This is a genomic window from Paracoccus albicereus (assembly GCF_024359525.1).
GTDB classification, from domain to species: Bacteria; Pseudomonadota; Alphaproteobacteria; order Rhodobacterales; family Rhodobacteraceae; genus Paracoccus; species Paracoccus albicereus.
In genome coordinates, this window is sequence record NZ_JAKZEU010000002.1 from 493,485 (window position 1) to 505,456 (window position 11,972).

At 61.9% G+C, this 11,972-nt stretch carries 13 protein-coding genes and 1 tRNA gene; 10 read left to right on the forward strand and 4 right to left on the reverse strand.

The annotated features are described in order from the left end of the window. Positions 1–50: 50 nt before the first annotated feature. The gene (locus MLD63_RS05935) at positions 51–1,241 is read right to left on the reverse strand and encodes a capsule polysaccharide biogenesis protein (protein ID WP_369696990.1); all 1,191 of its coding nucleotides are present in this window, start codon (positions 1,239–1,241) and stop codon (positions 51–53) included. Between the two features lie 337 nt (positions 1,242–1,578). Here MLD63_RS05935 and MLD63_RS05940 point away from each other — a divergent pair, with 337 nt between their 5' ends. From MLD63_RS05940 to MLD63_RS05970, 7 genes are all read left to right on the forward strand, one after another. Next, positions 1,579–2,169 carry a riboflavin synthase gene (locus MLD63_RS05940; RefSeq protein ID WP_255328964.1) on the forward strand — a complete coding sequence of 197 codons (591 nt, stop codon included), beginning with the start codon at positions 1,579–1,581 and terminating at the stop codon, positions 2,167–2,169. Further along, positions 2,169–2,741 (forward strand): hypothetical protein, encoded by a 573-nt coding sequence (locus MLD63_RS05945; protein ID WP_255328965.1) that lies wholly within the window; start codon positions 2,169–2,171, stop codon positions 2,739–2,741. The genes MLD63_RS05940 and MLD63_RS05945 overlap by 1 nt, the downstream gene beginning before the upstream one ends. Then, positions 2,731–3,849 (forward strand): 3,4-dihydroxy-2-butanone-4-phosphate synthase, encoded by a 1,119-nt coding sequence (gene ribB / locus MLD63_RS05950; protein WP_255328966.1) that lies wholly within the window; start codon positions 2,731–2,733, stop codon positions 3,847–3,849. The genes MLD63_RS05945 and ribB overlap by 11 nt, the downstream gene beginning before the upstream one ends. Before the next feature lie 5 nt (positions 3,850–3,854). After that, positions 3,855–4,412 (forward strand): 6,7-dimethyl-8-ribityllumazine synthase, encoded by a 558-nt coding sequence (locus MLD63_RS05955; RefSeq protein WP_255328967.1) that lies wholly within the window; start codon positions 3,855–3,857, stop codon positions 4,410–4,412. Then, complete coding sequence (nusB, locus tag MLD63_RS05960) at positions 4,409–4,891, forward strand: transcription antitermination factor NusB (protein ID WP_255328968.1); 483 nt, start codon at positions 4,409–4,411, stop codon at positions 4,889–4,891. Before MLD63_RS05955 ends, nusB begins: the two co-directional genes overlap by 4 nt. A gap of 406 nt (positions 4,892–5,297) precedes the next feature. Continuing rightward, complete coding sequence (locus MLD63_RS05965; RefSeq protein WP_255328969.1) at positions 5,298–6,161, forward strand: DUF481 domain-containing protein; 864 nt, start codon at positions 5,298–5,300, stop codon at positions 6,159–6,161. 359 nt (positions 6,162–6,520) lie between these two features. Continuing rightward, positions 6,521–6,988, forward strand: a complete 468-nt coding sequence (locus tag MLD63_RS05970; RefSeq protein ID WP_255328970.1) for an MmcB family DNA repair protein — start codon at positions 6,521–6,523, stop codon at positions 6,986–6,988. On the opposite strand, the gene MLD63_RS05975 is transcribed toward MLD63_RS05970, so the two are convergent. Beyond that, positions 6,985–7,215 (reverse strand): DUF6324 family protein, encoded by a 231-nt coding sequence (locus tag MLD63_RS05975; protein ID WP_255328971.1) that lies wholly within the window; start codon positions 7,213–7,215, stop codon positions 6,985–6,987. The two genes, MLD63_RS05970 and MLD63_RS05975, sit on opposite strands and share 4 nt — an antisense overlap. Positions 7,216–7,311: 96 nt before the next feature. On the opposite strand from MLD63_RS05975, the gene MLD63_RS05980 reads away from it, so the two are divergent. Beyond that, positions 7,312–7,388, forward strand: a tRNA-His gene (locus MLD63_RS05980). 7 nt (positions 7,389–7,395) lie between these two features. Here the strand turns inward: MLD63_RS05980 and MLD63_RS05985 are convergent. Continuing rightward, the gene (locus MLD63_RS05985; RefSeq protein WP_255328972.1) at positions 7,396–8,553 is read right to left on the reverse strand and encodes an amidohydrolase; all 1,158 of its coding nucleotides are present in this window, start codon (positions 8,551–8,553) and stop codon (positions 7,396–7,398) included. A gap of 94 nt (positions 8,554–8,647) precedes the next feature. Between MLD63_RS05985 and MLD63_RS05990 the strand changes: the two genes are divergently transcribed. After that, positions 8,648–9,082, forward strand: coding sequence for an ElaB/YgaM/YqjD family protein (locus MLD63_RS05990; RefSeq protein WP_255328973.1), 435 nt, complete (start codon positions 8,648–8,650; stop codon positions 9,080–9,082). A gap of 10 nt (positions 9,083–9,092) precedes the next feature. Then, a complete protein-coding gene (locus MLD63_RS05995) occupies positions 9,093–9,806 on the forward strand; it encodes a phage holin family protein (protein WP_255328974.1) in 714 nt (237 codons plus the stop codon). Between the two features lie 59 nt (positions 9,807–9,865). Here the strand turns inward: MLD63_RS05995 and MLD63_RS06000 are convergent, their stop codons facing one another. Then, positions 9,866–11,956, reverse strand: a complete 2,091-nt coding sequence (locus MLD63_RS06000) for a TRAP transporter permease (RefSeq protein WP_255329516.1) — start codon at positions 11,954–11,956, stop codon at positions 9,866–9,868. Positions 11,957–11,972 lie beyond the last annotated feature (16 nt).

Here is an 11,972-nt window from a genome sequence, read left to right on the forward strand (position 1 = left end):
TTTCGCAAAGTCTAGCGTGCGAGGCGCCTCAGTGCCACAAATAATGCGCTTTACTTGACTTGATCGGCAAGCTGTTGTCGCAACGCCGCACGTCCCGCCGCGAGGCTTTCGTACGGGTCCTCATCAGCCAGCACCATGTCGCAGACGACGCGAAGCGCGTGTCCGCGCGACCGCTGAGCGTAATATCCGCCTGGCACCTGGCTGCTTTGCAGCAGGAAGTCGCGAAAATCTCGATAGGCGGCCCGGTCGGGCAACTTCGGGTGGCGCATGAAATCGCCAAGGCTCTGGTCCGAGACCAGTTCCGGCTTCGAATAGACCGCCCGACCCAAAGCCTTGACCGGCAAGCCGCGCCACAAGGCTTGCTGCGCGGCAGTCGAGTTCACCGTCACCACCGAACGGCATTGTCCCATCGTCTGCGACAGACGACCGCCCAGCACCCAGTGGACGCGATCCGCGATGCCCAGCCTTTCGGCAGTGCGAAAGATCGCCGCGCGGATATCCGAGCGTCCATCCTCGAGCGGATGCGCCTTGAAGACAATGTGGTGATAGCAAGGTGCATTCTGCGCAAATTCCTTCAGGCAAAGATCGGTGAAATCCTCGATCCGCTTGAAGTCGGAATGCGCCTGGAAGCTCGCATCATGTTCCAGCTGCATCAGCACCAGGACAAAGGGCCACCCACCGCGCTGCAGGCGGCGCTCAGCCAGCCGCCGCTGGACCGACTGAAGCGGAGTGACAAGCAGGCGGCGCAGGTTGAGCCTGAATTCGCGCCTGACGGTGATCGCGCGATGACTGCGAAACCGCGGATAGCGCCGGTTCGCCGCAAGGATCAGAAAATGGTAGAATGCGCCGTAAAACTTGTGCTGGCGAGTGTCGCCCCAGTGGGTCGGGGGACGTTCGAGCCCTTCTTCTGCATGACGAAGGGTTCGACGCATCTCGTCGATCGACATCCGGGTCAGCGCGGAATGTCCGTTCGAGCCGCCACGCTCATACGAAATCCAGTAGGGGCGAAGATAACCTTCCTCAAAAACATGCAGCCTGAGACCTCTGACAGCGGCGGCTTTTCGCGCCGCTGCGTGAACCGGACGAACGTCGCCATAAAGGACGATGTCGGTCACGCCCTTCTCGTCGATGATCCGCTTCAGGTGATCGGGCCAGTCCTCGACGGGGCCCGCATGAGGAATGAAGCGGTTCCGGTCCGACCAGAAGAATTCGTCGCCTGCATTGAAGCCCGCGCGCCACACGCTTGATCCTGCAGCCCGTAGAAGGCGAGCAAGCTGGTCGAAGAACGGACCATGCGGGCCCTGAAGGAAAAGAAAGCACTTTTCGCCGGGCTTCGGCGAATAAGAATGAGGCAGGACGATTCGCTGCTCAAGTGACATGGCTGCTCCGACTCCAAGTCATTGCCTTTGCAGACTTAACTGGTGACGGACGCCATTCCAGAAATAGCGCGTTTTGATCGCTAAAGTTTTGTCTTCTGTGGCGTTGATGCTGCAACCTGAAAGCCGCACCGTCAATACTTGCACGGACCCGGGCGATGGCCTAGGTCACGCCAGACACAAAAATCCAAGGCTGCGAAGCATGTTCACCGGCATCATCACCGATATCGGAAGAGTTGTGACGACCGAGACGCGCGGCGACATGCGGGCGCGGATCGGCTGTGGCTACGACATGGCGGGTGTGGATCTTGGTGCATCGATCGCCTGCGACGGGGTGTGTCTGACTGTGGTCGACAAGGGCGCCGACTGGTTCGACGTGGACATCTCGGCCGAGACGCTGGCCAAGACGAATATCGGCGAAGGCTGGCGCGCCGGGACGCGCGTCAATCTGGAACGTGCGCTGCGTGTGGGCGACGAACTGGGCGGCCACATCGTGTCCGGTCATGTCGATGGCGTCGCGCGGATCGAGGTGATGGAGCCCGAGGGCGACAGTCTGCGAGTCCGTTTTGTTGCGCCCGATGCGCTAGCCCGTTTCATCGCCGCCAAGGGCTCTGTGGCGCTGAACGGCACATCGCTGACCGTCAATGAGGTCGAGGGCAGCCGTTTCGGCGTCAACCTGATCCCGCACACGCGGGAGGTGACGAACTGGGGCGAGCGGACGACAGGCGATGCGGTCAACCTCGAGATCGATACGCTCGCCCGGTATGTTGCCCGTCTGGCAGAGGCAGGCTGATGATGGCGGGGATCGGACATAACCGGGGACCGGTCACCGAAGGCGCTGCGTGGCGTTCGCATTGCTGGACCCATGCGCGCCGCGAGTTGCTGGGCCCGCGTCTGCCGGTCGAGATCGTGCGGACAAGGGTCGCGAGGGCCCGCGCCCTTGGTCTGGACTACAAGACCTATGCCGGCATCCGTTCGACGACCGGGCGCGATCTGGTCGCGTTCCTGTTTTCATCGAATGGTCTCGGGGTCTTCCGTAACGGGCAGCCGCTGCCCAGCACTCGGGAAGCCCAAATTCAGATGCTGGATGCCTCGCGGCATCTGGGCTGTGCGCCGGGCCTCGACACCGTGTCGCTCGGTCGGACGATCGGCGCCGTCTCAGCCAGACGGCTTCCCGCCTTCGGCGCGAAGTGGACCGAGATGCGCGACGGGATGAAGGCATGGCTGCGTGATCAGAAATTGCCGGGCGACGCCGTGCTGATGATCGGCGAGACCGACCACGAGCGCGAATTGATGGCTGCAGGCGGTCTGGCGGGCTTTCTCACCGGGCAGCACTATTTCGAAGGACAGCGCCATGGATTTTGAGAAGCCGGGCCCGGTTGAGCGCGACTGGTCCGACGTGATCTCGGGCACGGAAGAGATCATCGAGGCCGCGCGCAACGGACGCATGTTCATCCTGGTCGATCACGAGGACCGGGAGAACGAAGGCGATCTGGTCATTCCGGCGCAGATGGCGACGCCAGACGCCATCAACTTCATGGCCACGCATGGCAGGGGTCTGATCTGCCTGTCGCTCCCCGGCTCGCGCATCGACGCGCTTGGCCTGCCGCTGATGAGTCCCAAGAATTCCAGCCGACACGAGACGGCTTTCACCATGTCGATCGAGGCGCGCGAAGGTGTCACGACCGGCATCAGCGCCCACGACAGAGCCCGCACCGTCGCCGTCGCGATCGATCCGCTGAAGGGTGCCGCCGATATCGCGACGCCGGGCCACGTCTTTCCGCTGCGTGCCCGCGACGGCGGTGTTCTTGTTCGCGCCGGCCATACAGAGGCCGCCGTCGACATCGCCCGGCTGGCCGGGCTGAACCCGTCGGGCGTGATCTGCGAGATCATGAACGAAGACGGCACCATGGCCCGTCTGCCCGATCTGGTGACTTTTGCGCAGAAGCACGGGTTGAAGATCGGCACGATCAGCGACCTGATCGCCTATCGTCGCCGCCACGATAACCTGATCGCAGAACGCGCGCAGCGCGCCGTCACGAGCCGTTTCGGTGGCGAATGGATGATGCGCATCTTCGCGGATGAAACGCAGGGCGCCGAACACATCGTTCTGTCGAAGGGCGATCTGGCGGCCCCCGGACCGGTGCTGGTGCGGATGCACGCCCTCGATCCGATGCACGACGTTTTGGGCATCGGTCGCGAAGGGGCCGGCGATCTGTCGGCCGCAATGACCGAGATCGAGCGTGAGGGTAGGGGCGTCGTCGTCCTGATCCGCGACCTTGACCGCAACCTGCCCGCCAGCGACGAGGTCAGTCCGCAGAAACTTCGGCAATATGGTCTGGGCGCGCAGATCCTGTCGGCGCTTGGGCTTTCGGACTTGATCCTGCTGACCAATTCGGCGCCTGTCCGCGTCGTCGGACTGGACGCTTACGGGCTTTCCATCCACTCGACCCGTCCCATCCCCATCGACTGATCGCCATGGCCGACCTCACAGAACATACCGAACTTCCGTTGCCGCATTTCGATGCACCTGTACGCCTGTTGATCGTAGTGGCGCCTTATTACCGCGCCATCGCCAGCGATCTTGTTGCCGGCGCCCGCGCTGCAGCGGACAAAGCCGGCGCGACGGTCGATCTGGTCGAAGTTCCCGGAGCGCTGGAGATCCCGACGGCGATCGGTATGGCAGCCCGGTTGTCGAACTATGATGGTTTCGTGGCACTGGGCTGTGTGATCCGGGGCGAAACGACGCATTACGAAACGGTCTGCAACGATTCATCGCGCGGGTTGACGTTGCTGGGTCTGCAGGGTGTTGCCATCGGTAACGGCATCCTGACGGTCGAGAATGTCGAGCAGGCCGAGGTTCGCGCCGATCCACAGCAGCAGAACAAGGGTGGTGGTGCGGCGATGGCCGCATTGCACCTGATTGCCTTGGCCCGGAAATGGGGCGGCAGCGCGCGCAGCCAGGAGGGCGGCGCAAGTGAACAACGCGATCCCATTCGGCTGGCCGGTGCGCTGGACGGGTTGGGTCGGGCATGAGTTCGGGTCCTGAAAGCCGGCAGGCTGAACGCCGCGCCCGCAGCTCTGCCGCGCGTCTCTACGCCGTCCAGGCGTTGTTCCAGATGGAGGCCTCAGGCCAGTCCGCCGATCGTGTGCAGCGCGAATTCCGCGATTACCGCATCGCCACCGAATACGAGGGCGTGGTCTCGCCCGAAGCAGACGATGCGCTGTTTCAGCGGCTCGTCGATGATGCAGTAACGTGGCAATCTCGTGTCGATCAGGCGACGGACCGTGCGTTGGTCGCGAAATGGCCCATCGATCGGATCGACCCGGTTCTTCGTGCGCTGTTCCGCGCAAGCGGCGCCGAGCTGGTTGCGAAGGGCACCCCGGCGCGTGTCGTCATCACCGAATATGTGCGACTTGCCGAGGCCTTCTTCCCTGATGGTCGCGAGCCGCGTTTCGTCAACGCGGTACTTGACCATGTGGCGCGAGAGTTGCGCCCGGATGAGTTTTCCTGATCTTCTGGCGATACAAAGCCAAAGGGGCGTGTTAATTACGTCACACAGGCGGCTTTCCAGCGGGCGTTAACGACTGCCTCATTTGCAGGCACTTCAGTGTTGTTCGAGCAAACATTTCATTATTGAAATGCCGTAGCGTAGTGTTCATGCCTGTTAAGAAGTTGTTAAGCCTTGTCTTTGCGCAACCTGAGATTGGTTCCATCGCACGCGATCACAATTTTCGACGCGCCGCTTTCCGCCGGTGATGCGTCAATGCCACAGGACCTTGCCGACGCATGTTCGGATAAGATCGTGACACCTTCTTAAACCCGACGCCCGCCGACGCTAGTTTCATTCTCGCAGACATGCTCGGGATGTCTTCAGGCATTCCGGCCCCTCACGGGTTAACGAGATCAAGAGGATCACTATGAAAAACATTACCCTCCTCACCAGCACGGCCGCGATCCTTGCCGCCCTTTCGGTTCCCGCCTTCGCGCAGACCGAAATCGCCACCGGCGCTAACGCGACCGGCGTCAGCGCGATCGACGACCGCATCACGGACATCGAGGATGACGTTCAGGACGACTTCGACCGTCAGAACGACCCCGACCGCTTCGGCCCCGCCGATCGCCGTCAGGGCCTGTTCGGTAACATGTCGCTGACCTATTCGGGCGACACGAGCAACAACGACGCCAACGTGGACGAGCAGGACCTGTCGATCGCTGGCCGCCTGTCGTACAACCAGGGCGTCTTCTCGCAGACGGTTGGCCTGGTCATCGACTATAGCGAAACCGACGGCGACACGACCGAAGAAGACGTCGCAGCGATCTATGACGCGCAGTACTACTTCAACGATCGTCTGTACGGTTTCGGCCTCGGCCGGATCGAGACCGACGGTGTTGCCGCTGCCGGCGAGAAAGACCGCGACGCGTTCCTGGGCTTCGGTCCTGGCTACCGCATCATCAACACCCCCGACACCGCATGGCGGATGCAGGCGGGCGTTGGCGTTCGCTACACCCGTAACGTTGGCGAAGACTCGGACACCGAAGTCGGCTACATCGTTTCGTCGCGCTTCTACCACCGCTTCAATGACGTGCTGTTCCTCACGAACGACACCGACTACCTGACCTCGGATTCCAACGACACCATCTCGAACTCGCTGGGTCTGGGCTTCAAGGTCACCGAAGCGCTGGCAACGAAGATCAGCTACGACACCGACTACGACAAGCCCGATGGAAGTGGTTCGACCACCGACAACTCGCTGGGCGTCTCGGTCGTCTACGGCTTCTGATCACGTTCCCTCGTATCGAAGTCTCTCTGGGGGCGGTCTTCGGACCGCCCCTTTTCCATTTCTTTAAGCAGCGCGACGCAAGCAAAAGGCCGCCCCGAAGGACGGCCTGAGTGGCGGGAACCGCAGCAACCGCGGCGGCATCAGATTTCCCGAAAGCCTGGATTACCAGGTGGGTGCCGGTTAACGAAGCCAGGGCCCCGACAGAGCCAGCCCCCTCGGAAAAGTTATAGGCCAGTGGAAAAAAGGCCGCTTCGCGAGAAGAGCAGAAACCCGCCGCGACCAGAGGTAAGCGTCACCCTCGCGCAAATCAAGCGCCTCGCTGACTTGAAGAGTGTTTCCGTTTCGTTCAGGCTGCACGCATGAATGAACCAGTCGCCGACATTCTTCCCACGATGGCGGGCCAGCGCCTTGCGCGGGGCGCCGCTCGACTTTTGCGCAGCATGAACCACGCTGTCATGACCGAGTTCGTGCCGACGCGTGGACTTCGGGTTGACTTGATGAGCATCGGGCCCAAGGGAGAAATCTGGATCGTCGAATGCAAGAGCTGTCGGGCAGACTTTGCCGGCGATCGCAAATGGCAGGGCTACTTGGAATGGTGCGATCGGTATTTCTGGGCGGTGGATTGTGATTTCCCGACCGACTTGCTGCCGGACGATGCCGGCCTGATCTTGGCCGACGCCTATGGTGCGGAAATCCAGCGCATGGCTGGCGAAACACGCATGGCAGGGGCCCGACGCAACCGACTGACCCGCAATTTCGCACGGGTCGCCGCATTGAGGCTTCATGGCGTCGCGGATCCGGCGACGCTGACGGACGGAGCGTTCTAGCGACGGGATTTTCCGGGCTTGCCGCCGTCCTTTTTTCCACCGCCGGACTGGCTTGCGACTGCATCCGCTGCGGCCAGCAGTTCTTCGGCGATTTCGGTTGCTTCTTCGGGGTCGAAGTCCAGCGGAAGCTCGACGCCATCCGCCTCGATATAGATGCGGACCATTCCCTGATCGGTCGGTCCGATCTGCAGATTGGCGGCGATGTCGCTTTGTTTGTTGATGCTCATGGGCGTGAACCTTTTTTCCTTGTCCTAGCCCGCGCGCGATGACCCGGCAAGTCAGGCTTGCATCATCGGCGACTGCGGTCTAGATAGCGCATCCGTGCCGCCTTAGCTCAGTTGGTTAGAGCGCTAGATTGTGGATCTAGAGGTCCCCCGTTCGAGCCGGGGAGGCGGTACCACTTCCATCTAACCCAGAATGTCGCTCACGAGGCGTCTGAATAGCCGCATTCCGACGGGGATCAGCGCATCCGGAAAGTCGTAGTCGGGATTGTGCAGGGCAGGGATCTCGCCCGATCCAAGGAGCGCCATGGCTGAACGGGTCCCCGCGAGCCCGAAGCGGCCGAAATCTTCGGACGCGCGCATTGGCAAGTCACTTGAGTCATGCACTATGCCCTCGGCTTCAAAGGCCTTGCGGAAGATTTGCGTCGCTTCGTCATCATTGCTGCAGGCCAAAAAGATGTCGTGCTGCGACAGCGATACAGTCAGCTCCCGGGCGTGTCGCGCGATCGCCGCCTGTGCATCAATCAACAGCCCATCCATGCCGGAATCATCGCGGCTGCGCAGGGTCACCCACAATTCGGCATCGCCGGGTGCAATACCGAAGGCAGGCGCACCTAGGTGAGCATGCGTGATCGTTGCCAAACGAAACTCAGCATCCGCCACGTCCGCACCCCGTGAGAGGGCCGTGAGGGCAGGGATGAGCGCTGCAAGGGCGGGGGCAGGTGAAAGGCCGGTTTCCGGCATCGAGGCATGGGCGGTTCGCCCTTGCAACCCGATCCGCAATCCGCGCGAGGCGCAGTTCATCGCGCCCGGCGCGATGCGGGCGTGACCCAGCGGGACACCCGGCATGTTGTGGATCGAAAACGCGAAGTCGGGCGCTATTTCCAGGTAACGGGGATCGTCTATCACGGCGGCCGCGCCGGAACCATCTTCCTCGGCTGGCTGAAACAGCAGGACGACGCGTCCTTTTGCTGGACGTTCTTCGCCCAGCATCGCAGCCAAGCCGCACAGGATCGCCGTATGACCGTCATGGCCGCACAGATGAGCCTTTCCGTCGATCAGACTGCGATGATCAGGTTGTCCAGTTTCGATGATCGGCAAAGCGTCGAGTTCAGCGCGCAGCATCACCGTGGGTCCCGGGTCTTCGCCATCGAAGATCGCGGCCACGCCGTGCCCGCCAAACCCGGTGATGACACTGTCAGGATGACAGGTTCCCAACCAGCCCACGACGCGCCGGGCCGTCTCGACTTCCTGGCCTGAAAGTTCGGGAAATCGGTGCAGCTCGCGCCGAAGCGATTTCAGTGCGTCGAAAAGGCGCGGTTCGTTCGTCGGACGGTCAATCACTTTTCCAGCTTAATTCTTGTTCGCATTGGGAACAATGGGCCCGGACGGAGGTTGATACGCGAAGCCTTACAACGCAGTGAAAGGAGTCCCTGCAATGGCAACCTCGAACTACAGCACCGAACAAGCCAAGCGTGACGCACAGGCAGCAGCCAACGAAGCCGCAGACGATCTGCGCGATGGTGCGCGCCGCATGGGCGACGCGGCCAAGGAGACCGTCAACGACCTCACCAACAACGACTCGGTCAATCGTCTGAAAGAGCGTGGCTCGGATCTGGTCGACGCCGCCAAGGAAACAGGACGTGAATACGCGGACCGCGCGCGTGAAACCGGTCGCGAATATGCAGACCGTGCGCGTTCGGAAGCCAATCGTCTGTACGATGAGGGGCAGCGTCGCGCTACCGAAGTCGCTCATTACGCCGAAGAACGCTATGACGAGGTTTCTGACATGGTTCGCCGGAAGCCTGGACAAGCTCTGGGGATCGCCGCAGGCGTTGGCTTCCTCGTCGGGTTGATCCTGGCGCGTCGCTAAGGCGGTTTGGATGTTTGACTTCGTTCGCAACGTCAAGCTGTCGCTGAGCGAAACTGTCCGCCGGACTGCCTTCAAGGTGGCCGGCGGCGCAGTCATCGTCGTGGGCGCCGGTTTCCTGCTGGCCTCACTCTGGAGCTATCTCGCGGTGGAAAGAGGCTGGGGCTCTACCCTCGCGTCACTTAGCATCGGCGGAGCCTTCGTGATTATCGGACTGATCGCCATGATGATCGGTGGTCGGCGCAAACATCCGATGCCAACGACCGATGACCTGCGCCATGAAGTCGAGGCTCGGGTGAATCTTGCAGCAGATGCGGCCATTGGTCGCGCGCGGGATGAGGCGACGAAATTCATCGGTCACGCCGAGGATAGGGTGAATTCGCTGCTGGATACTGCGAGTTATCGCGCCGGTCGTGTCGTGGGGGATGCAGAACGGACCGTTTATGGGATGGCGCGCGATGCATACAGCGCGGCAACGAACGCAACGCGCAGCGCGGGCTTTACTCGCGAGAACGTTGAGGCTGCACAGGACACAGTACGCGATTACGCCGACAAGGCTCAGCGAGCCGCGGACACCAATGCCGGTAGCATGGCAAAATTGCTTGGAGCGTTTGCTGTCGGCGTGACGGTGGCGTCCAAACTGCAGGATTGGCGTCACGGTGATGAATTGTCAGACGACGAGATCGCCGATCTTTACGATGCAGAGCTTAGAGAAGACTTTATCTGACCGATCATAACACCTGTAGAAAGGCCCCGCGAAATGCGGGGCCTTTTTCGTTGGAATGCTTACGACGCGGCTTGTTTGCGCCGCATCAAGATCAACCCGGCGAAGATCAACACGATCGCGAAACCGATCTCGTCGGTGACGGGAAGTGCCGCGATCAAGGTCATCGCCCCAGCAGCCGCCAGGATTCGCATCCAGATCGGCAGCGGTCGATCCAGCCACCCGATTACCGCAATTCCCCACAACGCGATCGCGGCAACGCATTTGAGGATGATATAGGCGACTGCGGCAGGATAGCCGATGGAGGCCGCCAGCGGCCCCCCATCCTGCAGCATCAACGCCGGCGTATAGACCGCCATGTAGGGAATGACGAAGCCGGCAGCGGCGACCTTCACCGCCTCGAAGCTGATCTTCAGACCGTTCTCTTTCGCGATAGGCGCCGCCGCGAAGCAGGCAAGGGCAACAGGCGGCGTCAGGTCCGCGAGGATGCCGAAGTAGAAGACGAACATGTGGCTGACGATCAGCGGCACGCCGAGATCCAGAAGGGCAGGTGCCGCGATGGTCGAGGTGATGATGTAGTTGGGGATTGTCGGAATACCCATCCCCAACACGATGCAGGTGATCATCGTCAACACCAGCGACAGCAACAGGCTGTTTTCGCCAACGCTCACGATATACAGGCCGAACGTGTTCGCCGCGCCGGTCAAGGTCATCGTACCGATGATGACGCCGACCAAGGCACAGGCGACCCCGACGGGCAGGGCTGTCTTGGCGCCTTCGGCCAAGCTTTCAATCACTTGCCAGGCCGTGGCGCGGCCACCGACGCGGATCGTGTTCCAGATCATCAACGCGATGACGCCCCACCACAGGGCGTTGTGCCCGTATTCCAGCATGCTCGCGGCGACGAGTGCGAGGCCGATCCAGAAGATGACCCGCAATATGCCTTCTGGCAGGCCGATCGCGGTCGACGCGCCGAGGATCAGGAACATCGTCAGCGCCAAACCGATCGTGCCGGCGAAAAGCGGCGTGTACCCCGAGAAAAGCAGGTAGACCAGCACCGCGAGGGGCAGGATCAGATACCAGCCTTCGCGAAGTGCGCGAAGCGGCGAGGGCAGATCCTCGACCGCCATGCCGCGCAGGTTCATGCGTCCGGCCTCCAGATGCACCATCCAGAAAGTCGAAGCGAAATAGAGGATCGCGGGAATGATCGCGGCGCGGACGACCTCGATATACTCGACGCCCAGGGTCTCGGCCATGATGAAGGCTACGGCCCCCATCACCGGCGGCATGATCTGCCCCCCCATCGACGCTGTGGACTCGACACCGCCAGCGAAGGCCGCGCGATAGCCGAAGCTTTTCATCAGCGGGATTGTGAATTGTCCGGTCGTCACGACATTGGCGACGCCGGACCCCGAGATCGTCCCCATCAACCCCGATGACACGACGCTGACCTTTGCCGCGCCGCCCATCCGGTGGCCGACAAGGCCAAGCGACACGTCGGTGAACAGCTTGATCATGCCCGCCTTTTCCAGAAAGGCGCCGAACAGGATGAAGAGGAAGATATAGGTCGCGCTGACATAAAGCGGTGTGCCGTAGATTCCTTCGGTTCCGAAGGACATCTGCTCGATCACCTGCGCGAAATCGTAACCGCGCGTGACCATGGGCCCGGGCGCATATTGGCCGAACAGCGCATAAAGCAGAAAAAGCCCGGCCACGGCGGGCAGGGCAGGGCCCATGACGACCCAGGCCGCGGCGAAGGTGGTGACAAGCGCGATGACCCCGATCACAACGTCGATCTGATTCAGCGAGCCCGAGCGCAGCATCAGCGGCACGTACTGGTTCCATTGATAGAACGCGACGACGACGCCCAGTGCGGCCATCGCCCAGGCGGCCGCTTTCCATGCACCCGTCCGATGACGCAGGGCGGCCAAAAGCGGGAAACAGAGAAGCATCAGGAAGCCCAGGTGCAGCGCGCGCTGGATCTGGCTCGACAGCGTGACGATATGGGCCGCGATGGCGATCTGGTAGAGCGAAAAGGCGACCGCGATCCAGAAGAGGGCGCGCCCCTCGAAACCGGGGGGGAAGCTCTCCGTCAGCGGATCGTGCAGTCCGAGGTCTTCGTCACCCGCAGGTGCGGAATGGTTCGCCGGCATCGGCTGGCCGGCGGGG

Bases quoted from the DNA above. Each gene is read 5' to 3' on its own strand.
- MLD63_RS05940 (WP_255328964.1), top strand. From the start codon at position 1,579: ATGTTCACCGGCATCATCACCGATATCGGAAGAGTTGTGACGACCGAG.
- MLD63_RS05945 (WP_255328965.1), top strand. From the start codon at position 2,169: ATGATGGCGGGGATCGGACATAACCGGGGACCGGTCACCGAAGGCGCT.
- ribB (WP_255328966.1), top strand. From the start codon at position 2,731: ATGGATTTTGAGAAGCCGGGCCCGGTTGAGCGCGACTGGTCCGACGTG.
- MLD63_RS05955 (WP_255328967.1), top strand. From the start codon at position 3,855: ATGGCCGACCTCACAGAACATACCGAACTTCCGTTGCCGCATTTCGAT.
- nusB (WP_255328968.1), top strand. From the start codon at position 4,409: ATGAGTTCGGGTCCTGAAAGCCGGCAGGCTGAACGCCGCGCCCGCAGC.
- MLD63_RS05965 (WP_255328969.1), top strand. From the start codon at position 5,298: ATGAAAAACATTACCCTCCTCACCAGCACGGCCGCGATCCTTGCCGCC.
- MLD63_RS05970 (WP_255328970.1), top strand. From the start codon at position 6,521: ATGAATGAACCAGTCGCCGACATTCTTCCCACGATGGCGGGCCAGCGC.
- MLD63_RS05975 (WP_255328971.1), bottom strand. From the start codon at position 7,215: ATGAGCATCAACAAACAAAGCGACATCGCCGCCAATCTGCAGATCGGA.
- MLD63_RS05990 (WP_255328973.1), top strand. From the start codon at position 8,648: ATGGCAACCTCGAACTACAGCACCGAACAAGCCAAGCGTGACGCACAG.
- MLD63_RS05995 (WP_255328974.1), top strand. From the start codon at position 9,093: ATGTTTGACTTCGTTCGCAACGTCAAGCTGTCGCTGAGCGAAACTGTC.
- MLD63_RS06000 (WP_255329516.1), bottom strand. From the start codon at position 11,956: ATGCCGGCGAACCATTCCGCACCTGCGGGTGACGAAGACCTCGGACTG.